The organism is uncultured Thiodictyon sp., assembly GCF_903946935.1.
Taxonomy (GTDB): domain Bacteria; phylum Pseudomonadota; class Gammaproteobacteria; order Chromatiales; family Chromatiaceae; genus Thiodictyon.
Window position 1 is genome coordinate 26,254 of sequence record NZ_CAJAXH010000081.1, and the last position, 25,187, is coordinate 51,440.

General features: G+C 60.9%; 24 protein-coding genes. 14 read left to right on the forward strand and 10 right to left on the reverse strand.

Going from position 1 to position 25,187, the window contains the following annotated elements:
• Positions 1 to 186 precede the first annotated feature (186 nt).
• Both QZX93_RS07100 and QZX93_RS07105 read left to right on the forward strand, forming a co-directional pair.
• The gene (locus tag QZX93_RS07100) at positions 187 to 999 is read left to right on the forward strand and encodes a neuromedin U (RefSeq protein WP_295394471.1); all 813 of its coding nucleotides are present in this window, start codon (positions 187 to 189) and stop codon (positions 997 to 999) included.
• An 18-nt stretch (positions 1,000 to 1,017) separates the two neighbouring features.
• Positions 1,018 to 2,640 carry a hypothetical protein gene (locus QZX93_RS07105; protein WP_295388718.1) on the forward strand — a complete coding sequence of 541 codons (1,623 nt, stop codon included), beginning with the start codon at positions 1,018 to 1,020 and terminating at the stop codon, positions 2,638 to 2,640.
• Positions 2,641 to 3,117: 477 nt separating this feature from the next.
• Here QZX93_RS07105 and QZX93_RS07110 read toward each other — a convergent pair whose 3' ends face one another.
• The 5 genes from QZX93_RS07110 to phaR form a co-directional block, all read right to left on the reverse strand.
• Positions 3,118 to 4,215, reverse strand: coding sequence for an acyltransferase (locus QZX93_RS07110; RefSeq protein ID WP_295388717.1), 1,098 nt, complete (start codon positions 4,213 to 4,215; stop codon positions 3,118 to 3,120).
• 124 nt (positions 4,216 to 4,339) lie between these two features.
• Entirely contained in the window at positions 4,340 to 4,780 is a 441-nt protein-coding gene (locus QZX93_RS07115) for a BLUF domain-containing protein (RefSeq protein ID WP_295388716.1), read from the reverse strand.
• Positions 4,781 to 5,065: 285 nt separating this feature from the next.
• Positions 5,066 to 5,806 (reverse strand): acetoacetyl-CoA reductase, encoded by a 741-nt coding sequence (gene phbB, locus QZX93_RS07120; RefSeq protein WP_295388715.1) that lies wholly within the window; start codon positions 5,804 to 5,806, stop codon positions 5,066 to 5,068.
• 168 nt (positions 5,807 to 5,974) lie between these two features.
• The gene (locus QZX93_RS07125) at positions 5,975 to 6,340 is read right to left on the reverse strand and encodes a phasin family protein (protein WP_295388714.1); all 366 of its coding nucleotides are present in this window, start codon (positions 6,338 to 6,340) and stop codon (positions 5,975 to 5,977) included.
• A 198-nt stretch (positions 6,341 to 6,538) separates the two neighbouring features.
• Positions 6,539 to 7,009: a polyhydroxyalkanoate synthesis repressor PhaR gene (gene phaR / locus QZX93_RS07130; protein WP_295388713.1), complete on the reverse strand. Its 471-nt coding sequence runs from the start codon at positions 7,007 to 7,009 to the stop codon at positions 6,539 to 6,541.
• Between the two features lie 260 nt (positions 7,010 to 7,269).
• Between phaR and phaE the strand changes: the two genes are divergently transcribed.
• From phaE to QZX93_RS07180, 10 genes are all read left to right on the forward strand, one after another.
• Positions 7,270 to 8,346 carry a class III poly(R)-hydroxyalkanoic acid synthase subunit PhaE gene (gene phaE / locus QZX93_RS07135; RefSeq protein ID WP_295388712.1) on the forward strand — a complete coding sequence of 359 codons (1,077 nt, stop codon included), beginning with the start codon at positions 7,270 to 7,272 and terminating at the stop codon, positions 8,344 to 8,346.
• A 60-nt stretch (positions 8,347 to 8,406) separates the two neighbouring features.
• The gene (locus tag QZX93_RS07140) at positions 8,407 to 9,474 is read left to right on the forward strand and encodes a class III poly(R)-hydroxyalkanoic acid synthase subunit PhaC (RefSeq protein WP_295388711.1); all 1,068 of its coding nucleotides are present in this window, start codon (positions 8,407 to 8,409) and stop codon (positions 9,472 to 9,474) included.
• Between the two features lie 212 nt (positions 9,475 to 9,686).
• The gene (locus tag QZX93_RS07145) at positions 9,687 to 9,878 is read left to right on the forward strand and encodes a hypothetical protein (protein ID WP_295388710.1); all 192 of its coding nucleotides are present in this window, start codon (positions 9,687 to 9,689) and stop codon (positions 9,876 to 9,878) included.
• Positions 9,879 to 9,966: 88 nt separating this feature from the next.
• Positions 9,967 to 10,194, forward strand: coding sequence for a hypothetical protein (locus QZX93_RS07150; protein WP_295388709.1), 228 nt, complete (start codon positions 9,967 to 9,969; stop codon positions 10,192 to 10,194).
• A 613-nt stretch (positions 10,195 to 10,807) separates the two neighbouring features.
• Positions 10,808 to 11,176, forward strand: coding sequence for a type II toxin-antitoxin system VapC family toxin (locus QZX93_RS07155; protein WP_295388708.1), 369 nt, complete (start codon positions 10,808 to 10,810; stop codon positions 11,174 to 11,176).
• Positions 11,173 to 11,418, forward strand: coding sequence for a hypothetical protein (locus tag QZX93_RS07160; protein ID WP_295388707.1), 246 nt, complete (start codon positions 11,173 to 11,175; stop codon positions 11,416 to 11,418). The genes QZX93_RS07155 and QZX93_RS07160 overlap by 4 nt, the downstream gene beginning before the upstream one ends.
• Positions 11,415 to 11,651, forward strand: coding sequence for a DUF2283 domain-containing protein (locus QZX93_RS07165; protein WP_295388706.1), 237 nt, complete (start codon positions 11,415 to 11,417; stop codon positions 11,649 to 11,651). Before QZX93_RS07160 ends, QZX93_RS07165 begins: the two co-directional genes overlap by 4 nt.
• A 226-nt stretch (positions 11,652 to 11,877) precedes the next feature.
• Positions 11,878 to 14,307, forward strand: a complete 2,430-nt coding sequence (hsdR, locus tag QZX93_RS07170; protein WP_295388741.1) for an EcoAI/FtnUII family type I restriction enzme subunit R — start codon at positions 11,878 to 11,880, stop codon at positions 14,305 to 14,307.
• A gap of 140 nt (positions 14,308 to 14,447) precedes the next feature.
• Complete coding sequence (locus tag QZX93_RS07175; protein ID WP_295388704.1) at positions 14,448 to 16,226, forward strand: N-6 DNA methylase; 1,779 nt, start codon at positions 14,448 to 14,450, stop codon at positions 16,224 to 16,226.
• Complete coding sequence (locus QZX93_RS07180; protein WP_295388701.1) at positions 16,226 to 17,938, forward strand: restriction endonuclease subunit S; 1,713 nt, start codon at positions 16,226 to 16,228, stop codon at positions 17,936 to 17,938. Before QZX93_RS07175 ends, QZX93_RS07180 begins: the two co-directional genes overlap by 1 nt.
• A 469-nt stretch (positions 17,939 to 18,407) precedes the next feature.
• Here the strand turns inward: QZX93_RS07180 and QZX93_RS07185 are convergent, their stop codons facing one another.
• Complete coding sequence (locus tag QZX93_RS07185; RefSeq protein WP_295388699.1) at positions 18,408 to 19,103, reverse strand: hypothetical protein; 696 nt, start codon at positions 19,101 to 19,103, stop codon at positions 18,408 to 18,410.
• 637 nt (positions 19,104 to 19,740) lie between these two features.
• Entirely contained in the window at positions 19,741 to 20,175 is a 435-nt protein-coding gene (locus QZX93_RS07190; RefSeq protein WP_295388696.1) for a rhodanese-like domain-containing protein, read from the reverse strand.
• Positions 20,176 to 20,339: 164 nt separating this feature from the next.
• Between QZX93_RS07190 and QZX93_RS07195 the strand changes: the two genes are divergently transcribed.
• Both QZX93_RS07195 and QZX93_RS07200 read left to right on the forward strand, forming a co-directional pair.
• Complete coding sequence (locus QZX93_RS07195; RefSeq protein ID WP_295388694.1) at positions 20,340 to 21,833, forward strand: helicase HerA-like domain-containing protein; 1,494 nt, start codon at positions 20,340 to 20,342, stop codon at positions 21,831 to 21,833.
• Positions 21,834 to 21,917: 84 nt separating this feature from the next.
• Positions 21,918 to 22,316 carry an acyl-CoA thioesterase gene (locus QZX93_RS07200; protein ID WP_295388692.1) on the forward strand — a complete coding sequence of 133 codons (399 nt, stop codon included), beginning with the start codon at positions 21,918 to 21,920 and terminating at the stop codon, positions 22,314 to 22,316.
• Between the two features lie 146 nt (positions 22,317 to 22,462).
• Here the strand turns inward: QZX93_RS07200 and QZX93_RS07205 are convergent, their stop codons facing one another.
• From QZX93_RS07205 to hflK, 3 genes are read right to left on the reverse strand one after another with little or no spacing between them, the layout of a single operon-like run.
• Entirely contained in the window at positions 22,463 to 22,948 is a 486-nt protein-coding gene (locus QZX93_RS07205) for a YbjN domain-containing protein (RefSeq protein ID WP_295388689.1), read from the reverse strand.
• On the reverse strand, positions 22,945 to 23,844 hold the full coding sequence (gene hflC, locus QZX93_RS07210; protein WP_295388686.1) for a protease modulator HflC: 900 nt from the start codon (positions 23,842 to 23,844) through the stop codon (positions 22,945 to 22,947). The genes QZX93_RS07205 and hflC overlap by 4 nt, the downstream gene beginning before the upstream one ends.
• On the reverse strand, positions 23,844 to 25,007 hold the full coding sequence (hflK, locus tag QZX93_RS07215; RefSeq protein ID WP_295388681.1) for an FtsH protease activity modulator HflK: 1,164 nt from the start codon (positions 25,005 to 25,007) through the stop codon (positions 23,844 to 23,846). Before hflK ends, hflC begins: the two co-directional genes overlap by 1 nt.
• Between the last annotated feature and the right edge of the window lie 180 nt (positions 25,008 to 25,187).

Here is a 25,187-nt window from a genome sequence, read left to right on the forward strand (position 1 = left end):
GCTGCCTAACATGGGCCTGCCCGAGTCGAGCTGTCCGGCGCCGCCTTGCCCATGGTGCGCGCGCTCGTGGCCGGCCGCGCGTACGGGCCCCGAGGCGATTCAAATGATAAAGCGAGAACACCGAAGGATCGGCTTCAAGACACCGGCGCCTACCGATCGATCACTGCGAGGTAACCAATGAGTAAGATGCCTGATATCCGACGGCTAGCCGCCGTACTCGGCGTGGCAGCAACGGTCGCGGCAACCGCGGCCCGCGCCGAATTGAGCGCCGAGCAGTTGGCAAAGATCACGCAGAACCCGGTGGCCAACCTGATCAGCGTGCCATTCCAGAACAACACCAATCTGCATTTCGGTCCCCAGAATAACACGCAGAATGTGCTCAACATCCAGCCGGTGATCCCGTTCACGGTCAATTCCGACTGGAATATCATCACACGCACGATCGTGCCGGTGATCTGGATGCCTGACCTAACGCCGACGGTGAAGGCGGTGAACGGGATCGGCGATACGGTCTTCACCGCCTGGTTGTCCCCCGCTAAGCCTGGGAAATGGATTTGGGGCGCGGGACCGGTCGTGCAGGCGCCCACGGATAGTGACACTCGGCTCGGCAATCGCAATTGGGGGCTGGGGCCCTCGGTGGTCCTCGTCCACCTCGATCACCAGAGCCCCTGGGTCTTTGGTCTGCTGTTCAACAACATCTGGTCACTGTCCAGCAACCAGGCGGGCGGGTCATATAACCATGGTGTCATCCAACCGGGTATTAATTACAACTTCACGAACGGCGTGTATATCACCTCGTCGCCCGTCATTACCGTCGACTGGCGGGCCGCCAGTAGTCAGCAGTGGACCGTGCCGGTCGGCGCCGGCATCGGCAAGGTCTTTCGCCTCGGCAAGTTGCCCGTCAATATGAGTTTGGCTGGCTATTACAACGTAGTCTCACCCACCAATGGCCCTAACTGGGATATCCGGGCACAGGTCCAGTTCCTGTTCCCCAAGTAAAACCAAAGAGAAACCATCATGACTGACTCGAATAAGACAGAACCCACCGGTTGGACGCGGCGCGACGCATTGAAGCTGTCAGGCTGGAGCCTGGGCGGCTTGGCCCTTGGGGGCACGCTTACCGATGCCGTGGCGGGTACAGCCGCGGTTGGTGAGAGCTGCGCGGACGCCAGCTGCTCATGCCCGCCCGGGCCGACCTGTAGCTGGACCGACCCGGCCGCCGCGCAGCGCTATACCTATTTCGACAAGCTACCCCCATTCGTTCCGTTCAGCCATCACACGCGCACGACCATCGCGCCGCTGGCCGAAAATGAGATGCGGATCACCTTCATGGGGTCGGCGATCCCGCCGCGCACCCTGGCCCAGCGGATGATGAGCATCTTTGTCGAAGTGGGTTGGGACCCGGCGAAAGAGATGCCGCTGGATCAGTTTGTATTCGACTGCGGCTCCGGGGTCGGTGCCAATTATGGCGCGATGAATGTCGGCTATGGGCGGATGGATAAGGTCTTTCTGACCCATCTGCACGGCGACCACATGAGCGACCTGACCACCTTCTATTGCTTCGGTCCCGCGGGTGATCGCAAGTCTCCACTGTACGTGTGGGGGCCTGGCCCGTCGGGGGTGGAAAACCCGCTTGCTTCGACAGGGGCGGGCCAGCCGAGATTTTATGACGACGGCACGCGGGCCTTCTGTGCGCATCTGCGTGAGGCCTGCCGTTGGCACACGGAGAGCTTCAGTTTCGAGTCGACCGGCCATGTCGGCTACCGCGCGCCCACCCGGGAAAGCTGGGGTTTGCCCTGCGAACCCATACCCGTCGGCAACGATCCGAAGGACGATGGTTATGCCATGATTCCGATCGAACTGGATTTACAAGCGTATGCGAAAGGCGAGAACGTCGCCTATGAAAATAAGGCCACCGGGGTCAAGATCACCTTCTTCCCGGTGATCCATACCCGCAAGGGGTCCATCGGCTACAAGCTAGAATGGCGGGGGCGGAGCATGATCTACACGGGCGACACCAAGCCCGAACGGCTCAGTCTGGAGGCGGCCCGCAACGGCGGCCGCGGTGTGGACGTATTCATCCACGAGATGGTCGTTCCAGCGCAGGTGTGGGCGATGAAGATGAAGGGCATGACCGATCCGTCGAAGGTGCCTGGACCCCTGGTCCAAAATCTGACGGTGGTCCAGAATAGCTCCCATACCCCGCAGGGGGCCTTTGGGTATCTACTCAGCCAGGTCGAGCCGCGTCCGCGGCTCATGGTTGCCACCCACTTTCCGACGGCCGATGATACAGTCGCCTGTGCCATGAAAAGCGTGCAGGAGCATTGCAAGGTATTTCAGGGTAATGATCCGAACCCCGAAACAGGTGCTGCCCGTATCACCTGGTCCTTTGACCGCATGGTGATTTCGGTATTCCCCGATCGGATCCTCGAGCAGCGGGGCGAGGTCCAGGAGTTCGGATTTACCGCCACGCCCCAGCTACCTCCAGGTGGGCTCATGGCCTTGAAGACCCCGAAATATCACTATGCCGATAAGTTCGGGGTCATTGCCGGGAATCCCTATGCGCAGATCGATCTGTCGACGGGGATCCCTGCCTGCAATTGCGACCATACCTGCAATTTCCGGGAGGACGGGTATTGATCTCCGTCTGGCGCCGGCGGGTGGTATGACTGGGGGGGATGCACGCCGATCTCAGGTCGCCTTTGGATGAATAAGCGCTTCCCGACTCATCTGGATGGCGACCACCTGAGGCCTTGATCATAACTCTGGCCACTGGCGCTTCCGGCCTTGATCGTCGTTCCGGCCACTCCGGGGCAGGAGTCCAAGGCTTCAGCCTTGGCTGGACAGGACCAAGGCTGAAGCCTTGGACTCCAGAAGATGGCTGCTGGCCGGAACGATGATCAAGCCCGCGCTTCCCGCGCACGGCGACTGACACAGGCGTGACACCGCGGGCGCGGTGTCACGCGTACGGGGGGAGCTTGATCATCGTTCCGGCCAGCGTTGCGCCGTCATTGCCGCCGGGATAATGATTGAGGTCCAACGGAGCGACCAGCGCACTGTTATCCGTGGATGAACCAAGCGCTGAACCACCGGCAGTTATGATATGCGAGTGATTGATTAATAAGGAAAAAATCGTTTCAGTCCGTTAAGTGGTCGCTCAACGATCTCCCAGGATAAGATTGCAATACTGACAGTCAGCATCGCATTGAGCGGGACTTGCCACGCAAAATCAAGGGTATCGTAAGGGAAGCCGGTATTTCGCGAAATCAAGCCCCATCCCCAGGCGGCAAAATTATGGTACAGATACAGGCCGTAGCTAATTAAACCGAGATAGCGAATGGCCCGCAAATCGAAAAATGCCCCAAGGGGGCCGCGATAACCTTTCATTGCCTTAGCGACCAGGACGACCGAAAATCCCACAACAGAATAGCCGCCAACGATGCCGATAATCGGGTGGTTGAAAATAGCGCCACTTGGCCTGAACATTGCCAATAGAAAAAATAGTGGAAGCAAGAGCGCCAGCGGTTGCGCAATGCGATAGAGTACGTCTTTGTCACCGCCGGGCAGGGCTAGTAGTCCGCCGATCACCAGCGCTTGCATGCTCACAATTGGAAGTATCTCGGGAAACTTCACGTCCGGCAGAAACAAGGTAAATCCCAACCTATAGATAAAGCTGAAAATCAGTACCCCAACCAGAAACTGCCTTAAGTTCCTTGCAAAGAAAAGGACCAAAATCGGCAAGACAAGATAAAACTGCTCCTCGACTGCCAGCGTCCATAAGTGAGATGGCGGTCCGATCCAACTTTGCTTCAAGAATACCAGAATATTTGTTCCATAAAGGGCGAGCCAAAGAAAGTCTTCGCGACACGAGCCCTTTACGAGCCAGGCCGCGACCAAGATAAGCAAGAAATAAACCGGAAAAATGCGAAGTGACCGCCTAAGGTAGAAAGCGCGAAGAAAACGCGACTTGGCACGGCCCTCAAGACCTTGGCCTTTAATGAGAATGCCGGTAATCAAGAACCCGGACAATACAAAAAATATCGTTACGCCGAAATAACCAAGCGAAATTCTGAATAGGTAATCGTACCATTTGTTGCAGGTATCATGATCCCTGGCGACAAAGATCCAGTGTTCGTACATGACCATGGCAACGGCGATCGCTCGTAATCCGTCAAAATGCACATACCGCCGAAAAGTATCGACTGAATCGTTCATTGCTTATCAACTGGCTTATTAACTAAGCGTTTGCAGGGATTTTGCGTCAAAAAACCGGCTGCGGCATGCGCGATCTTTACGCAGTCCCGTCGCGAGCCTCCTAGCCAACTCATGCGGGACGCCGTCAACTCGGCCTGCCGGGGCTTTGGTTGAGGCTGAAATCGATCAGCATCTCGAGTGCGAGCCCCGGATGGGCGCCGATGGTGGCGGGGTCGAAGCCGTGCTCGAAGAATGGCGCATAGCCGGGGTGGGTCGCTGCGTCGCCTGCGCTGAGGCGTTTGAAACCCATGCTCCAGCGATCGAAGTGGCGCTCGTCGACCGGTTCGCGCGCGATTTCAAACACGTCGGTGTGGCGCGGGTCGCGCTTGATTCGGGTGAAGGTTTCGTCCACGGCGGCCGCCTCGCCTTCCAGCACCTGCATAAAGCTACCGCCGGCATAGAGCAGCATCCCGGTCACCTGTTGCGGCGTGTTGTGTCGAACACTGGATGCTAGAATCTGATCGAGTGCGGTCGTGTCCAATTCCTTGAACGCCGTGCTGACATAGATGAGATGGATAAGCGCCATGAGTTAACGACTGCTCAAGTCGATCCGGGGGGGCTCGAAGTATCTGATCCGCTGGCCGCGTCGTCAAGCGCTTGCGGTGGGGTTGCCGGGTCGGCGCGCCCGACCGCCGCCCTCGCCATGATGGGCGTCAACAACAAAAGTTATTGATATTAGAGGTAGCGAAAAATCGCAGGCAAAAAAAGCCCGGCGGGGAGCCGGGCTGGAACGTCTCATGTTTAGAGAGACGAGGAGGACTCGGTTGAGATCCTGGGGTGACGTGAGTTGTTGTTTGTTACGTCACCCGATTCAATGCATGAACAGGCCGCCGTTCACCGGGATGTTGGCGCCCGTGACATAGCCGTTGGCATCGGCGGCGAGGAAGCCGACCGCAGAGGCGATCTCGGCCGGTTGCGCCATGCGGCGCATCGGGATCCCGCCGATGATGGAGTTACGCACCTTGTCATCCATGGCCAGCGTCATCGCCGTCTCCACATAGCCGGGGGAGATGGTGTTGACGGTAATGCCCTTGGAGGCGCCCTCTTGGGCCAGGGCCATGGTGAAACCGTGCATGCCAGCCTTGGCGGCGGAGTAATTGGTCTGCCCGAACTGCCCGCGCTGGCCGTTGACCGAGCTGATGTTGATGATCCGCCCGTAACCGCGCTCCAGCATCCCTTCCCAGACCTGCCGGGTCACATTGAACACGCTGTTCAAGTTGACGTTGATCACCGCATTCCATTGCGAGGGCTGCATCTTCTTGAAGGTGGTGTCGCGGGTAATGCCGGCGCAATTGACCAGGACTTCGATCGGACCATGCGCGGCGACGATCTCACCGATCATGCGCCCGGTGTCCTCGAAGGAGGAGACATCGGCGGAATAGGTGGCGATCGTCATGCCTTCGGCGGCGCGATCCTTTTTCCAGGCTTCCGCGATCTCGCACTCAGAGGGGTGATGGTTGGCGACCACGGTAAAACCGTCCTGCACCAGACGGGTGCAAATCGCGGTGCCGATACCGCCGATACCACCGGTGACGAATGCGACTCGTGCCATTATCTCTCTCCTCCGGGTTATTGCTTGTTCTTACGGTTATATGGCCACCAGCGCCATTGGCGGGCGGCCAAAATAGGGTGTCTGCGACCCCATTTTCACTAGCCGCTCCGGCGACCGTGCGGCTAGTAAAAATGGCGGTCCATCCATGGACCGAGTGCCTATCTGTACTTAGACGGCCGGGACGGCCTTGCGCAGGTCGGCGCTCACGTCGGCCAGGTTCTTCTCAAACCACACGCGGTAGTCGTCACGGGCTTGGCCAGCGAGTTGCATGTTGATCTTGGACTCGCTCAGCACGCGCTCGCTCAGTTCCTTGGCGGCCTCGGCCTGGGCCTTGAAGAATTCGGTCACGCCCTTGGACTCGGTGGCGAGCTTGGTCAGGCGCACACTGTGCTCGACGGCCAGGTTCATGGCATCCACTTGACGGGTGGCCATGCGCTCGAAGATGCGCAGGTTGAGTTCGCCCAGGCTGGACATACGCTCCACGCCCTTGTTGGTGATTTCGTTGACGGTGTTAAAGGTATCGGTCGCGGTCATCGTCGTTACTCCGGAAATTGCTGCGATGCAGCATTTGTTGCAGCGCACAATAGTCGGCTCGCTAACCGGTGTCAAGTCAGAAATGTTCAATGCTCGGGATTGGTTTTTCCGGCGCCGGTCGTGTCCGCTGTCCGGGGCGTCAAGTCTCTGTGTCAAAAACAGTGCGGGATTATTACATGCGGCATTCGCGGCGCCGGATCAAGGGTCTTCGTCGCGGGGGCGCTCGCTGCCGACGGGGATGCCCGCCGCACGCATAAACTCGTCCTGGAGGTTCGCCCACAGGTCCATGTTGCGCTTGGTCATCCGGGTCACCGCGTCGATGGGGTTGTCGCCCCAGGTGTTGCTCAATTGCTTCTGTTGCTGGGCGAAGAGGTCCAGGGAGCTCTCCAGGTAGCGGGCAAATACCCCCTGTACCGTGCCCCCGTAGAAACGGATGATCTGGGCCAGCATGTTGGCGCTGAACAGTGACTCGCCCCCGGTTTCCTCCTCCAGCATGATCTGGAGCAGGATCGAACGGGTGATATCGGCGTCGTTGGCGGCGTCGACGACCCGAAACCGGGCGCTGTCCATGACCAGCGTGCGTACGTCGGCGAGCGTGATGTAGCGGCTGACCTCCGTGTCATACAGACGCCGATTGGGGTACTTCTTGATGATGCGCTCGCTACTCATGCTGATGCCCTGTGGCTGGTCGGAGTCCGGCTTGCCGGTCGGGTCGCAACGCCGTCACGGGCGACTGGTGTGGATGTAAGTGGCTGTTGTGAAGCCTACTTTATCGCGTATCGCGCAAGACGGCGGAGGGCGGCGCACCGGCGGTGGACGCCGCGACAAGTGGGTGCCCGCCCCGATTTCGACGGATAATAGCGGAGTTTGTTGCAGCGCACAATTTTCCGTGCTAGCTTTTTCCAACTTACACCCGAGGAGGCCGCAACGTGAACGAAGATAGCTTCTTTTCAAACGACTGGATGGAGACCCAGCGCAAGTACTGGGACAGTTGGATCGCGATGAATCGCAAGGCCATGGGCCAGGAGGGCGGTAGCCACACCGCCCCCTGGGAATCGGCCCTGGACCACTGGTGGACCGCCATCTCCCCGGCCGCACCGGGTGCTTCCAAGCAGTTTATGGAACGGATGATGGATCAGGGTAAGGCCTTCTTCAAGATGGCCGAGACCTTTCTGCCCAGCGCCGGTGGCGACACTGACGCCTGGAGCGCCTTGAGCAAGTCACTGGAGGAGATGCAGAAAGGCTTCGCCGGCTCGTTCGGCGGGGCGGGTGAGGGGCAGACCGCCTTACACCGCATGCTCGCCTTCTGGGAGCTGCCCTACGACAACTGGCAGCGCATGGCCTCCTCCATGTCGCCGGTGCCCGGCGACTTCCTGCGCAACATGCCCCACGACGGCATGCAGGAGCATGTCGATCGGTTGCTGTCGGCACCGGGTCTGGGTTACACCCGTGAGGAGCAGGGCGCCTACCAGGACCTGATGCGTCGCAACCTGGACTACCAGAAGGCCCTCCAGGAGTATGCGGGTTTCTACTCCAAGCTCGGGGTCAAGGCGGTGGAGCGTATGCGCGCCTACATGCAGGACCTGATCAAGAGCGGCAAGACCATCGACTCCGCCCGCGCCATCTATGACGACTGGGTCAACTGCTGCGAGGCCGTGTACGCGGAAGAGGTCGGCACCACGGCTTACGCGGAAATCCATGGCAAGCTGGTCAACGCCCAGATGGCGCTCAAGCAACGCATGGCGATCATGGTCGACGAGCAACTGGGCGGCATGAACATGCCGACGCGCTCCGAGATCCGCACCCTGCAGGAGCGCGTCCACGAGGGACGTCGCGAGAACAAGCGGCTCGCCCGGGAGTTGAAGGCCCTCAAGGCCCAAGTCGAGGCCCTGGTCAGCGGCCAGCCGGCCGCGCCGGCGGTCGGTACACCCCGCGCCGCGCTGATCGCCGGTCCCGCGGCCGCCGCGCCCAAGCCGCCCGCCGCCGTCAAGCCAGTCAGCAAATAACTGCCGCCCGCCCGAACCCTAAAGCGCGCGTCAGACACACCTATAACGAGGAGAGATCACGTGATCCCAATCGACATTCGGCCGGACAAGCTGACCCAGGAAATGATGGACTATACCCGCAAGCTGGGTAAAGGCATGGAGAACCTGCTCAACGCGGACAAGATCGATGCCGGCGTCAGTCCCAAGCACGCCGTCTACAAGGAAGACAAGCTGGTGCTGTATCGCTACGACACCCCGGAAGGCGTCACCCCGCAGCCGGTGCCCCTGCTGATCGTCTATGCCCTGGTCAATCGGCCCTACATGACCGACATCCAGGAAGACCGCTCCACCATCAAGGGTCTGCTCAAGACCGGTCAGGACGTCTACCTGATCGACTGGGGCTATCCGGACGGGGCCGACCGTTGCCTGACCCTGGATGACTATCTCAACGGCTACCTGGACCGTTGCGTGGATTACATCTGCGAGGCCCATGGGCTCCCGGCCATCAACATCCTGGGCATCTGCCAGGGTGGCGTTTTCAGTCTGATGTATACCTCGATGCACCAGGACAAGGTGAAGAACCTGGTCACCATGGTGACCCCGGTCGACTTCCAGACCCCCGGCAACCTGCTCTCCAATTGGGTGCAGCACATGGACATCGACCTGGCGGTCGACACCATGGGCAATGTCCCAGGCGAATTGCTCAACTGGACCTTCTTGTCGCTCAAGCCATTCGCCCTCGCCGGCCAGAAATATGTGAATATGGTCGACGTGCTGGAGGACGCCGACAAGGTCAAGAACTTCTTGCGCATGGAGAAGTGGATCTTCGACAGCCCCGATCAGGCGGGCGAGACCTTCCGGCAATTTTCCAAGGACTTCTACCAGAAGAACGGACTCATCAATGGCGGCGTCGTGATCGGTGAGCATGAGATCAACCTCAAGAATCTCACCTGCCCGCTGCTCAATGTCTATGCCCTGCAGGACCACCTGGTGCCCCCGGCCGCCTCGCGGCCGATGAAGGACCTGGTCGGCAGCACGGACTATACCGAAAACGCCTTCCCCGGCGGTCACATCGGTATCTATGTCAGCGGCAAGGCGCAAAAGGAAGTCACTCCGGCCATCGGCAAGTGGCTGAACGATCGCTCCTGAGTCAGGTCGGTGCCCCGCTCATTCGCGGCGGGGTAGGGCGGCCTTAAGAGCCGCCCGTCGATAAGCAAGGCCCGTGCGGCGGTGACGCCTCACGGGCCTTTTCGTTTCCCGTGCTGCGCTCCGCCAGGGTCTCGTGATACCGCTCCAGAACCTGTGAGCATAGTCCCGTAGGATGGGTTGAGCGCAGCGAAACCCATCGGTGCCGCTGGGTCGTGGCCATGCTGAACCACGCCAGCGCCGAGCACCTGTCGGCCGATGCCCTCATTGCCACCCTCGAGGGCATAGCCAAAACCGATGACGAGCGGCGCCTGCTCGCCACCGCCAAGGCCCGCGTGGCGAAGTTCAACGTGGGGCGGCGTCAGCCGTTATCAGTATCGCGGCCGGGGGCCGCTCCTACGGCGTAGGAGCGGCCCCCGGCCGCGACCGGCTGCCGTTCGCCTGATGGTCGGGGTGATGATCGGGCGACAATGTGAGATGGGTGGAGCGGTCCAATTGGTCTTCGTTAAGTATAAGACCCACGGGATCAACATCTACCGCAAACGCGAAGGGGATAGCGATTGGGTCCTGCTGGGCCGCGCCACCATGTCCCCCTTCCTGGACAACCGCCCGCTGCCTCAGATCGGCAAGGCCGAGCTACGCCGCTACAGGGCGGTCTATGTGTACAAAGACCAGCAGGTCGGGCAATTCAGCAACGAGGTCGCGATCAGTTGCGCGTCTTAGGCCTGTGTCACTGCTGGCTCGACGCATCCACCCAGACCCACCCTTGCCGGCAAGCTCCGCCCCCGGCTCGCCCCCGGCTTCGTCGCGGCGCGGTTCCTGCTGACCCGCGGTGCGGTCCGTTTCGACGCGGCCAAGCGCCCAAGCCCCCGCGGCGTCGCTGTCTTCGGGTTGTCTGAATGCCTGGACTTGGTGGCGGCCGGCGGCCGGACGCAACTGAACCCCGACCATCGCCGAGCGGAGCAAGGATCAGGGCTGGGACCTTGCGGCACGTCTGGCCTATGCCCAGCCCATGCTCGCGGCCCTGCACGAGTTCCATCAGCCGCAGGACCAGAAACTGCCGGCAATCCTCCACCGCCGCCTGTCCCCGACCAGTCTGCGCGTCCGGCACAACAACCAACTCGTCGGACGGCTGGGGCGCGGCGGCATTGGCTAGACCTTGAGATACGTCGCACCTGAGCGCATCCTAAGCGCCACTGTCGTCAAGACTTCGCAGCGCGGCGCCCCCCATCGATCACCGCGCTGGTTGGCGCCATCATGCGTCTCCAAGGGCCAGCTTCACGCGCCGGGTTGCAGATATGAACATGATCGACATCGAAGGCATGAGCATCGCAGAATGCATTCAGGCGATCGAGGCGATCTGGGCCTCGCTGCTGAAATCGAAGAGGCCAGCAACGGCGATCCCCAGGCCGCCCAACAACGCCTTGCGGCACTGCGGCTGATTCCTGTGCTGCCGGTCAACCCGGAGATCCTCGAGCTTGCGGAGTTTCTGCTGCTCGGCGGCGGATTGCCCCCCAAGGCTCGCATCGACGCCCTCCACATTGCCTGTGCCGCCCATCACCGTATCCAGGTGCTACTGACCTGGAATTGCTCCCACATCGCCAACCCCGCTCAGACGCCGGTGCTGCGCGGCCTGTGCGCTGCCCAGGGCTTCATTCTACCCGAATTGGTAACGCCGTTTGAGCTGATGGAGATATTGCAATGACTACCACTGCCGTCTGCCGAGATCCGATTGTCGCTGAGCTTCATGCCATTCGCGAGCAGCTTGCCCAACGCTTTCACAACGATCTGGCAGCGTATTCAAGCGCAGCGGATGCCCACTGTCGCGAATTGGGATTCCATATTGTAGAATCGCTGGCGGATGAGCCATCCAGGGCGCACGTATCTCACCCAGTACCGTTGCTGGAAAATCGCGGCATGCCCAATGGAAACCTGGCTGACCGATGAACCTCGAATTCGACCCAGTAGCAGACGCCGCTTACCTTGAGATCTCGACGGCCCAGATCGAAACAACCAATGAGATCGAGCCCGGTATCCTCGCGGACTACGACGGAGCGGGGCGTATCGTCGGCGTTGAGATTCTGTCTGTCAGCAGACGCAGCAACAGGGTATGCGTGACGCAGGCGGTGCGGAGCGGTGTGGACGGAGAATCTTCATTTGACGGCCCGGAGGCGCCGTAGCACAATTCCCAGTGCAAGCAGGGGAAGGAGGGTGATGCCTGCTGGAATCCCAGGATTCTGAAACGCAACAGCGAGTCCTGTTGCAGCCGAAAATGCTCGGGCCTGAGGTGTTTGAGCCCCCGCTGGCGGCGGCATGCGGGCAGCGATGTGCTGCGTTCACTCCTTGGGCACCTGCGGGTTGGCGCAGGAGCGAACCAGTTCAATGGAACCAGATGGGAATAATGCGATGGACAAATATCAGCTCACCGAACGGGATATCTGCACCAAGTTCATCACGCCTGCCATTTTACAGGCAGGCTGGCAGCAGCACGAATTCCGCGAAGAGGTCTCACTCACCGATGGCCGGGTGATGGTACGGGGCAAGCTCGCGGCGCGCGTCCGCGATGTATTGGCCAAAGGTGGCCCCAAGCGGGCGGACTTTGTGCTCTATGCCATGGGCAGTATCCCCATTGCCGTAATCGAGGCCAAACAGGCCAAATTCCCGGTGGGGCACGGGATGCAGCAGGCCCTGACTTACGGCGAAATGCTCGACGCCCCCTTTGCCATCAGCAGCAACGGCAATGGCTTTTTGTTGCACGACCGCACGGGTCTGACTCAACCCACCGAGCGGGAGCTGGCGCTGGACGCCTTCCCGACCGTGGCGGAACTCTGGTCGCTCTATCAGCAGTGGAAAGGTCTGACCGAACCCGCTGCGGTCAAGCTGATCGAGCAACCATTCCATAGTGATGGCAGTGGCCGTGAACCACGCTATTACCAGTGTGTGGCGACCAACCGCTCGCTGGCGGCCATCGCCAATGGTGTTGATCGCATCTTGCTGGTGATGGCCACCGGTACCGGCAAGACCTACACCGCGTTCCAGATCATCTGGCGGCTGTGGAAGGCCAAGGTCAAAAGGCGTATTCTCTTTCTGGCCGACCGCAATATCCTGGTCGATCAGACGATGCAGCAGGACTTTGCCCCCTTTGGCGAAGTGATGCACAAAGTGACCAACCGCGAGGTCAAGAAGAACTACGAGATCTATCTCGCGTTGTACCAGGCCGTGACCGGCCGGGAGGAGTGGAAACAGATCTACCGCCAGTTTCCTGCCGACTTCTTCGACCTCGTGGTGGTGGACGAATGCCACCGGGGCAGCGCCGCAGACGACTCTGCCTGGCGCGAGGTGCTGGACTATTTCAGTAGTGCCACGCACCTGGGCCTCACGGCCACGCCCAAGGAAACCAAAGAGGTCAGCAACAGCCACTACTTTGGCGAGCCGCTCTATACCTACTCGCTCAAGCAGGGGATCGACGACGGCTTTCTAGCGCCCTACAAGGTCATTCGCATCGCCACCGATGTCGACGCCCTTGGCTATACGCCCGCCAAAGGCAAGATCGACAAGCTGGGGCAGGTGGTCGAACAGCGCCAGTACAACACCAGCGATTTCGACCGCAACCTGGTGCTGGAGCAGCGCACGCAATTTGTCGCTGGCAAGATATGGGAATATCTCAAGGCGACCGACCCGATGGCCAAGACCATCGTCTTCTGTGATGACCAGGACCATGCCGAACGCATGCGCCAGGAACTGGTCAAGCTGATCCCCGCCGCCGCCAGCAACCGCCGCTATGTGATGCGTATCACCGGCGATGACACCGAGGGCAAGGCGCAGCTCTCGTATTTTATCGATAACGACGAGCCTTACCCCGTCATCGCCACCACCTCCAAGCTGCTCACCACTGGGGTGGACGCCAAGACCTGCAAGTTGATCGTGTTGGACCAAAGCATCAAGTCGATGACCGAGTTCAAACAGATCATCGGTCGCGGTGCGCGCATCCGCGAGGACTACCAGAAGCTCTATTTCACCATCATGGACTTCAAGGGGGCGACTCGTCTGTTCGCCGACCCCGAGTTCGATGGCGAGCCGGTGGTGATCTACGAGCCCAAGCCCGGCGAGCCGGTGGTCCCACCCGAACCCATCGACCCGCCCGGTGTCGCTGAACCCGAGCCCCCGGACTTTGTCCCGAACCCCACGGACGGCGACGACACGGACACCGGCGGCGGCAAGAAGGGCGGTGAAGGCCGCATCAAATATGTGATCGCCGACGTCGCGGTCAAGCTCGCGGTGGAGCGCTCCCAATATCTCGACGCCGACGGCAAGCTCGTCACCGAAGACTTCCGCTCACTGCTCAAGGACGACATCAAGAAGCCACTGCGGCAGCAATTCGGTACACTCACCGATTTCCTGCGTCGCTGGAACGCCGCCGAGCGCAAGCAGGCGCTGATCAAGGAACTGGCCGAGCACCATGTGCCCCTGAACATCCTGCGGCAGGCCGTCGCCAACGGCAATGAGTTGGATGTCTTCGATCTGGTGGCCTACGTCGCCTTCGATCAACCGCCGCTGACCCGGCGCGAGCGCGTCAACCAGGTGAAAAAGCGCAACGTCTTCGGCCAGTATGGCGAACAGGCCCGCGCCGTGCTCGAGGCACTGCTCGACAAATACGCCGATCACGGGGTGCAGGACCTCGAGGACCCGAAGGTGCTGGAACTACCGCCCTTCGACCAACTCGGCAGCCGGACCCATATCCGGCGCAACATCTTCGGTGGCGCGCAGCACTACGCCGAGGCCGTAAAGGCGCTGGAGCAGGCACTTTACGACACCCCTGAACTGAAATCGGCCTGAAGGTTAGGCGATTTCCTGGAAAGCCTATGCCAGGGTTGCATCCGTTCATCCTTCGACAAGCTCAGGATGAACGGAAAATCGGTAAGATATTTTCCGAAAATGACCTTAAGCCATTGCCGCACGGAAACCAAGACAACGCGATGAATCTCAGCAGCACCATCAAGTCCATCCAGGACATCATGCGCAAGGACGACGGCGTCGATGGCGACGCCCAGCGGATCGGCCAACTCACCTGGATGCTCTTCCTCAAGGTCTTCGACCAGCGCGAGGAGGAATGGGAAGACGACCAGCCCGATTACCGATCCCCACTGCCCATGCGCTTGCGGTGGCGCAACTGGGCCGCCTACAAGGCCGATGCCGAGGGCAAGAAAATGCCGCAGATCCAGGGCAGCGAGCTGATCCCCTTCATCAACAATGAGCTCTTCCCGACGCTGAAAGAGGAGATCCTCGCCAGCCGCAGCCCATTGCACAAGGTGATCAAGCAGGTCTTTGAAGACGCCAACAACTACATGAAGTCCGGCCCGCTGATGTTGGCCGTGATCGAAAAGCTCGAGGAGGCCATCGACTTCCACGACTTCAAGACCCGCGCCAACCTGGGCGATGTCTACGAGCAGATCCTCAACGACCTGCGCGGCGCCGGCAACGCCGGCGAGTTCTACACCCCGCGCGCCATCACCCGCTTCATGGTCGACCGCGTCAACCCCAACCTGAGAAAACGCGAAACCGTGCTCGACCCGGCCTGCGGCACCGGCGGCTTTCTCACCGCCGCCATCGATCACTTTCGCCACCAGTTCGACGATGCCTCCAGCGCCGGGGATCAACGCGCCGTCGAGGCCCAGATCCGCGGCATGGAAAAGAAGCAGTTGCCGCACCTGCTATGCACCACCAATATGCTGCTGCATGGCATCGATGTGCCCAGTCAGATCGAACATTGCAACACCCTGAATCGTCAGTGGAATGGCTGGGGTGCGCGCGACAAGGTGGATTGCCTCATCACCAATCCACCCTTCGGCGGCTATGAGGACGATGGTGTGGGCGGCGACTACCCCGCCGACCTGCGTACCCGTGAAACGGCCGATATGTTCATCGCGCTCATCATCAAGAAGCTGTTGAAGGAAAACGGCCGCGCCGCCGTAGTGTTGCCCGATGGCTTTCTGTTTGGCGACGGCATCAAGGCCACACTCAAGAAACTGCTGCTGCGCGACTGCAAGCTGCACACCATCGTGCGCCTGCCCAAGGGTGTATTCGCCCCCTACACCACCATCAAGACCAACCTGCTGTTCTTCACCAGGGGCGCGGTGGTGGACGACGGCCACGAGCACTTTCACACCGAGACCATCTGGTTCTATGAACACCCCTACCCGGCGGGCTACAAGAGTTATTCTAAGACCAAACCCATCCGCTTCGAGGAGTTCAAGCCAGAGCAGGAATGGTGGGGCGACGAGGCCAATGACTTCGCCGACCGCGTGGAAAACAGCTACGCCTGGAAGGTGGATTTCAAGTCCAAACGCGAACAGGCGGAGGCCGCCGCCGCTCCGCACTGGCAGCGCGCCGAACAACTCAACAACGAGGCCGCGGCGCTGGAGGCGCAAGCCAGCAATCTGCGCAAGTGTCTGGTCGGCAGCACCGATGCCGACGACCGTAAGCGGATCGAGGCGCAGATCGCGGCCCTGCGCGAGCAGGCGGAACCCATACGCCTGCAGGCCCGCGATGCCCAGTCGGCCGGCGACCGCCAATACTGGCCTGTCTTCAACCTGGATTTGAAGAATCCCAACGCGCCGGAAGCCGAAAGCCACGACCCTGATGTGTTGCTCGCGAAATACAAGAAACTGCTGGGCGATATCGAAGAAACCGAAAACAAGCTCAAAAGCGAGCTGGGCGCCGCGTTGGCGCATCACTTCGTGGGCGAGAGTGCCTGATGGACGCACAGCAGTTCTTGGCGGAGTTTGGGCATATCGTCAATGCACCTGCGGGGATTGCCCGACTTAGGGAACTCGTTTTGCAGCTCGCCATCACTGGGCGTCTTACTGAGCGCCAGGAAGGCGATACGAGGGCCGACGATCTCATCGCCTTGAACGTTAAAGCGAAAAGCGCTCTTTGGATGGCGAGAAAGATAAAGCGACAGCCTGATCCATCACAGATCTCCGGAAACGACGCACCGTGGCGACTTCCAGAGGGGTGGGAATGGACCCGTTTGGGCGCCGTCACTAACTATGGAGATGCACCAAAGGTTGAGTTTAATGAAGTATCGCCGGATACTTGGGTGTTGGAGCTCGAAGATATCGAGAAGAATACATCAAAGTTACTGAATAGAGTCCTTGCCAAAGGTCGAAGATTCAAGAGTACAAAGAACGGATTTCCTGCGGGAGCCGTTCTTTATGGAAAGCTGCGGCCGTACCTAGACAAAGTCCTGATCGCGGAGACTGCTGGAGTCTGTACGACAGAAATTGCCCCGATATCATTTTTTGACCAGATCGAGCAAGGTTATCTGCGATGGTACCTTAAGTCTCCATATTTCATTAACTACGCAAGTGGGTCGACATATGGGATGAATCTTCCACGAATGGGGACTGGATCTGCGCGAGAGGCACCCTTTCCTTTTCCTCCTAAGGAAGAACAGTCTGTCATTGTAGCAAAAATTAATGCTCTGATGAAAATATGCGACACTCTCGAGGAGCAGAAAGAGCAACAACGTAATCTGCAGCACTCCTTGCGACAGTCTACGCTACAAGCCGTCGCTACAGCCATTAGCCCGCACGAGTTGCAAAGCTCTTGGGCGCGCCTCGTCGATAATTTCAGGCACTTGTTTCAAGCCGCCGAGGATGTCGATCAGTTCATCGCCGAGCTTAAGAATATGGCGGTGCGTGGACTGCTTTCCTTACCGTCACAAGATTCACCGGACCTTGACGAGATTGTTGCAGCTTGTAGTCAGTTGCGTGCTCAATATGTCGAATCCGGCCTGATGCGGCGACAGAAGATCATCGCCACCGTCGAAACGGATGTCACCTATCCGGGACACTGGGCGCTGGCCCCCTTTGACGAGGTGGCGATCGTGATCGGCGGAGTGACCAAGGGACGCAATCTTCGTGGGCGGGAGGTCGTGACCTGCCCCTATCTGGCAGTCGCTAACGTGCAGCGCGGATTTTTCAATCTCAATGAAATGAAGGAGATTCAGATTGCCCGTGAAGAACTGGAAAAGTACCTCGTCAAAGATGGTGACTTGCTGATCACCGAGGGCGGTGACTGGGACAAGGTTGGACGTACAGCAATTTGGCGTGGCGGGGTTGAGAATTGTCTGCACCAGAACCACATCTTCAAGGCGCGTATCCCTGCCCAATCGCTATTGAATGAATGGGTGGAGCTCGTCCTGAACTCTGGCGTTGGTCGCGACTACTTTGCTGGTGCATCAAAGCAGACGACCAACCTGGCGTCGATCAATATGACGCAATTGCGAAGCTTTCCCCTGCCCATTCCACCGCTGGATGAGCAGCAAGCCATTATGAAGAAATTGGAGTTTCTGTCGAAGCGCTGTGACGTCTGGCGCGAGCAACTTGGGAAGAAACAGACATTGGCATCCCTCCTTGCCACGACCTATGTTGCTGCCTTTACAGGGATGCCGCCCGAAGGCTGATCACTGGACCAGGCGTCGATTGCTGGGTTTCGCTGCGCTCTACCCAGCCGACAATAGGTCGGGAACCGCCATCGGCTAACGGCGATGGCGCCCGCGCACCCCAAGAAAGGAAAGTCGCCGTGGGAGCGGCCTCTGGCCGCGATGCGACGCTACGGTAACCTGCGAGATTTCGTCGCGGCTGCAAGCCGCTCCCACGGGGTCCGAGCGCGACTTTCACGGTACGGCCATGGCGCCCGCGCCACCCAGTCAGATGAAAGTTGCGGGCGCCGGCCGCTCCCCCACCCCGCCCTCCCCCATGATGGGGGGGGGAGAAGTGGAGCGCGCTCCCGGCGCGACTTTCACGGTAGGCCTCGCCGTCCGGTTGTGGACGAACCGGCTGATTGGAACGATGACCAAGGCCGATCCGCGTCCTCAAGCCCTGCGCTGCGGTTCCGGGAGCCATGTTTTCCGGAACCGCGTCGCCAAACCGTCAAGCCCCGACCAGTATGGTCTGGGCCGGGCTCCAGTCGCCAACGGGTTCGTCCTTATGCCACCAGCGCAGACGATATTCGCGGCTCTCCGGCAGACCAGGGGTGGTCAGCTCGCGCTCATCATGGATGGTTTTCTTGCTGAAGTGGCCCAGTGGCGACCAAGGACCGGCATTGATGCGGCACTCGACGAAGACTGCATCATGTCCATACTTGGTCGTCTCGATGCATACCCGTGTATTCTTGGCGCCTGGCTCAGTGCTGAGGGTGAATTCCGGCACCGGGTGCTCGACCGGCTCGGCGATCGGGAGGATACCCAGGTCGCGGCCCATGCCCTCGGTATATCCGGTGTGGAGTTTGAGCCGCTGAATCTGCCTGGTGATCCGATTCAAGATGCCGGGCGCGACTGCCGGCGGCGGCGCCGGATAAATCCGGGGGGTCGGCGGCGGGGTCGGGTCCAACCCCTCGCCGATGGTCATGAGCTTCTTGTAGCCGGGTGAGTCCTCCCCATCCTGGCGGACAGCGGGGTACCAGGCTTCCAAGACCCAGAGGAGATAGGCGATGTCCGCCTGGGTGGCGGCGAGCTCCTCGGCGCCGATGCCAATGAAAGCGGCATATTTCACCAAGGCGACGATATAGTTCTTCAGCCACGCGATCAGTTCGGCTTCGGTGTGTGGAAAATAACGCTGGCTAAACATGATGCAAGACCCTCCATCTAAAGTCATAGGGCATTGATCCGATGCGGTATCGATCCGCATCCACGGGCAGCTATGGGCGCGATAATCGCACTTTCAAGAGGCCCTGGGAGATTTATCTGCATGGTGGCCGCGGTTGCCTGGCAGCGCCCGGTTTGGGTCGTGGCGAGCGGCTCTTACAGGCGCGTGCGACCTGTTTGCGTCAGGTCAGGCAGGATTTACGTCAGCTCACGCCGTATTGGCGCCAGTTTTCTTCGTGCTTACGTCAGATTCTATCGTACTTGCACGAGTTCAGGTCGCACTTACAGAAGATCTCGTCGTAGTTACAGAAGATCTCGTCGCAGTTACAAGAGATCTCGTCGTACTTGCAACCGGCAAGCACGATTCTGGGCGGTCTGTCGCACTGCCGTTTGACGATGCAAAATATGTCATAAAGAGCAATAGCTTGCTAAAATCACACAACGCGGGGAGGGGCGCGTAATTGCGACGGCTTTCGCTGTAAGTACGACGCCTCTGGCTGCAATTTCAACCTGTGCCGCAACCGCCCGCTGCCAAGGTTTGGTCGCCGGCTCGTTCCGACATCGGACGAGCATGTGTGTGCTGCCTGCGATCGTCGTTCCGGACAAGGGCGGATCACCAATCAGCAGTTCTTGCACGCCGTCACCGGCAGCTCGCGCTTGAGCCAGCCGGGGCCGTTGGCCCCGCCGGACACGCCCTCCTTGACGTTGGCTACGTTGGTGAAGCCGCGGGACTCCAGGGCCTCTTGCACCCGGGTGGAGCGGTTGCCGCTGCGACAGATGACCGCGATGGGGGCGGCATGGTCGCCGTGGACCTGGGCGAGGACCGCCTCGGCGAAGCCGTCGGGACCCTTGGGGTCTTGCATGTCGATGGCGACGGCGCCCGCGGGCACGCCGGTGTCGCGCCATTCGGCGGGGGTGCGCACATCGATCAGGGTGACGGTGCCGGCCTTGGCCTGGTCGTAGGCCTGGGGCGGGGTCAGGATCGGGCCGGCCGCGGCGAGTCCGGCGGTGAGGAGCAGGGCGGCGAACAGGGTCAGGGTTTGGCGGTGGAACATGGTGGGTCTCCATGGGCGGGAGGCGCCCGCAGGGTCGGTGGGTAATTACGCAAAGTCAGGTCGCGGGTCGGTCATTCCAACCGCGTCGGTCGTACCGGTTCGGTTTGGTCGCCCGCTCGGTATACACTTGCAGCCTTCACGATGCCAGCCGCAGGAGTACCAGTATGATCGATTCCGTTCTCGTCGGCACCGGCCAAGCGCCGGTGTCGATCGGCCTGCGTATGGCCAATCGCCATGGCCTGATTGCCGGTGCGACCGGTACCGGTAAGACCGTGACGCTGCAACGCCTGGCGGAGCAGTTCAGTCGCGCCGGGGTGCCGGTCTTTCTGGCGGATGTGAAGGGCGATCTGGCCGGGATCAGCCAGGCGGGCGGGGACAACCCGGCGGTGGCGCAGCGGGTCGCGCAACTGGGGCTGGAACAGTCCGAAGGCTTTCGCTATGCCGCCAATCCGGTGATGTTCTGGGACATCCAGGGGCAGCAGGGTCATCCGGTGCGCACCACCATCAGTGAGCTGGGTCCGCTGTTGCTGGGCCGGCTCCTGGGGCTCAATGAGGTCCAGGAGGGTGTGCTCAACATCGTCTTCCAACTGGCGGATGAGAACGGCTGGCTGCTCCTGGATCTCAAGGACCTGCGCTCGTTGCTGACCCACGCGGCGGATGCGGCGGAGACGCTCCAGACCCGCTACGGCAATGTCTCCAAGGCCAGCGTGGGGGCCATCCTGCGCCGCCTGCTGGCCTTGGAGCAGCAGGGGGCGCAGGCGCTGTTCGGTGAGCCGGCCCTGAACCTGGCTGACCTGATGCAGACCGATGAGCAGGGGCACGGCTATATCAACATCCTGGCGGCCGACCGGCTGGTCCAGACGCCGGCCGTTTACTCCACCTTTCTGCTATGGCTGCTGGCGGAGTTGTTCGAGACCCTGCCGGAGGTGGGCGATGTGGACCGGCCGAAGCTGGTCTTCTTTTTCGATGAGGCGCACCTGCTCTTCAACGATGCCCCGAAGGTCCTGCTGAATAAGATCGAGCAGGTGGTGCGACTGATTCGCTCCAAGGGGGTCGGGGTCTATTTTGTCACCCAGAGCCCGCTCGACGTGCCGGAGACGGTGCTGGGCCAACTCGGCAACCGCGTGCAGCACGCGCTGCGCGCCTTCACGCCCAAGGACCAGCAGGCGGTGCGGGCGGCGGCCCAGACCTTCCGCCCGAACCCGGACCTGGACACGCAGGCGGCGATCACGGCCCTGGGGGTTGGTGAGGCCCTGGTCTCGACGCTCGACGGACAGGGCGTCCCGGGGATCGTGCAACGGGTGACGGTGGCCCCGCCGGGGAGTCGGCTGGGCCCGGTGACGGCCGCGGAGCGCCAGGCGGTCATGGACCGCTCATTGGTCAAGGGTGTCTATGACGTCGGCATCGACCGGGTGTCCGCCTATGAGCAACTGGCGCAACGCGCCACCGAGGTGGCTGGGGCCGCGCCGGGCGGCGGCGGTTGGCGCGAGGTGCTGGGCGGGGCGCTCGGGAGCGGCGGCCGCTCGCGCGGGCGTCAAACCACGCTGGAGGCCTTCGCGACCAGCGCCGCCCGCAGCCTGGGTTCCCAGATCGGTCGCCAATTGGTGCGCGGGGTCATGGGTTCGCTGTTTGGCACCAAGACGGGTGGCAAGGGCTGAGTCGCTGCACGTTCCCCTCTCCCCGACGGGGGTGAGGGGCTTTCAACTGTCTGATTATCTCAACACTGATTCGGGAGCTACCCCGTGGATACCTATTCCTTTACCCATGAGATGGCCGTGCGCGATTACGAGTGCGACATCCAGGGGATCGTCAACAATGGCGTCTACCAGAACTATCTGGAGCATGTCCGCCATCTGTATCTCAAGTCCATCGGCATTGACTTTGCCGAGTACACCCGCGCCGGTATCAATCTGGTGGTGGTGCGCGCCGAACTCGACTACCGGCTCCCGCTGACCAGCGGGGACCGGTTCTGTGTCGGGTTGAACTTTGTGCGCGAATCGCGGCTGCGTTTCGCCTTCTTGCAGGGCATCGTGCGGTTGCCGGATGACAAGCCCGTGCTGGATGCGCGGATCATTGGCACCGCACTCAATGCCCGCGGCCGGCCCTACCTGCCGGATGAATTGGCGACCCTGCTGGTCTAGGGTCGCGGTCGGAATAATCGGCTTTGATCGTCGTTACGGTCACCCCGGGGCTGGAGTCCAAGGCGTTAGCCTTGGATGGACAGGACCAAGGCTGAAGCCTTGGACTCCAGAAGGTGGCCGCTGGCCCGAACCATGATCAAGGCCGATTAATCGGCGTTCAAGAACTCTTTCGCAAACGCTGGCACCGATATCACGACAGTACGGATGAAGTCGGCGATGCGCTCTTTCTGCACGCCGCCTACCAGGTCCAGATCGAGCTCTATGACCGGGTCGCCATCCTTGTCGATGTAGGCGCGCGAATAGCGCTTGGTCTTGTTCCATTCATTGATCCGGTGCAGTGTGGCCTTATCGGACTTGAACGCGGCATAGGCCTGCATGCTTTCATTATCGTCGGCGATCAGGAGCAGCGTCTTGTAACCTTCGATCTTCATCGTCACGACCGACGGCTTTTCTACCTTGGCGACGTATCCTTCCTCTTTAAGGATCGCGGCCAGTTCGTCACCCGTCATGCGTGAAATGGCCCCGTTGGCGGCCGGCGCCGCAGCGCTGGCCTCCTCGGCACCCACCGCCGGGGGCAGGCCAATCAGTAACAGGCCGCAGATGGCGAGCGTCGATACCGATTTTCTCATCATTTGGACACCTCTTGGTTCACGGCGGCGGCCGTGCCGCCCTGGTTACGGAAGAAGCGGAAGAACTCGGATTCGGGCTGCAATACCATCATGTCCCCGCCGGGGCCGAAGGCGCCGCGGTAGGCGTTCAGGCTGCGATAAAAGGCATAGAAGTCCGGGTCGGCGCTGTAGGCGGCGGCATAGATGTCGGTGGCCTTGGCGTCACCCTCACCGCGCGTCTCCTCCGACTCCTTGTAGGCATCGGCCAGGGTCACGGTGCGCTGGCGATCGGCGTCGGCGCGTATGCGCTCGCCGGCCTCCTTGCCCTTGGCCCGCAGGTCGCTGGCTACCCGCTCACGCTCGGCGCGCATCCGCATGTAGACCGACTCGCTGACCTCAGGCGGCAGGTCGATCTTCTTGATCCGCACGTCGATCACCTCCACACCCAAGGCGTTGCCCTGGAGGTCGGCCTTCTTGGTCAGGTCGGACATCATCTCCGCGCGGTCCTCGGACACCACCTCCTGAATGGTGCGGCGGCCGAATTCCTCGCGCAGGCTGCCGCTGATCCGCTCCGACAATAGCCGGGAGGTTCGGCTGGCGCTCCCGCCGGTGGAGCGGAAATACTGCGCCGGGTCGGCGATCCGCCACTTCACGTAGGAGTCCACGATGACCGCCTTCTGCTCCACCGTGAGGTAGCGCTGGGGGGACGAGTCCAGGGTCTGAATACGCCGATCAAACAGCTTGATGTCGTTGAGCAGCGGGACCTTGAAGTGGAGCCCGGGCGGGTAGTCGGTGCCGATAATCTCACCGAGCCGCAGTTTGATGGCCGTCTGCCACTCATTGACGATGAAGGTGGACGACCACAGCAGCAGCACCGCCGCGGCCAGGACCGCCGGCAGAAACATCTTGTATCTATCCATCAACGGGCCCTCCGATCACGCTCGACGGGGCGCGGCGCGGCCACCCGGAGGTCCGGTTCTGCCGCGACCGTGGGCGGCGGGGATACCGCGGTACTCGCCGCGTCCTGGCGCTGCTTCATCAGTTGATCGAGCGGCAGGTACAGTAGACTGTTGCCGCCCTTTTTGACGTCGAGCAGCACCTTATTGGTGCCGCTGAACACCTGCTCCATGGTGTCCAGATACAGGCGCTCCCGCGTCACCCCGGGGGCCTTCTGGTAGGCCGTGAGCACCGATGTGAAGCGCGCCGCCTCACCCTGAGATTCAGCGATCACCTTGTCCCGGTAGGCCTTGGCGTCGGCGGTAATACGGGCCGCTTCACCACGTGCCTGGGGCAGGATCTGATTGGAATAGGCCTCGGCTTGGTTCTCCGAGCGCTGCTTGTCCTCACGCGCCTTGATGGCGTCGTCGAAGGCCTCCTTGACCTGCTCCGGCGGCTTGGCCGGTTGCATGTTGACCGAGGTGACCTTGAGCCCGGTCTTGTAAAGGTCCATCAGTTCCTGCACGCGCCCGATGATGGTCGTCTCGATGGACTCGCGTCCGTCAGTGAGGATGAAGTCAAGCTTGCTGCCGCCGATGGTCTTGCGCACCACGGTCTCGGTGGCGTCCTTGAGCGAGCGTCCCGGGTTTTGGTCCTGAAACAGGTATTGCGCCGGGTCTTGGATCAGCGACTGGATCGTCAACTCCACGTCGACAATGTTCTCGTCCTTGGTCAGCATGGCCGCCTCGTGGCTGAACGTCGATACCTCGTCCACATTGACTTTTTCCACCGTCTCGATGGGAAAGGGGATGATCCAATGCGGGCCCGGGTCGGTGGTGTCGAGATACTTGCCGAAACGCAAGACCACACCGCGTTCCGCCGGCCCGACGATATAGATTCCGGTGGCGAGCCAGATCAGGACCAATACGGCGATGACGAGTCCGACACCGCGCGCGCCCAAGCTCGCGCCGGGGAGGTTCAACCCCCCGCCGCCGGTCGGGCCGCCGGGTTTGTTCCCGCCGAACAGGCCACCGAGCTTTTCCTGGAGCTTGCGTACGACCTCATCGAGGTCGGGCGGGCCTTGGTCGCCGCCGTTCTTGCCACTCCAGGGGTCTTTGTTGCCGCCACCTGGCTCATTCCAGGCCATAGGTACTCCGTCTTTCGTACTTCAGCGTCACTGATGAATGCGTCGATCGACGCGTACGCCGAACCGAGGCCATGAATAGAGCGCACACCGCGCACCGGATCGCCCGGTACGCTGCGGCGGGATCGCTCAACCCCGCTCGGTGTAAATGCCGACGGATGCCGGCCGAATCAACCATGCCCC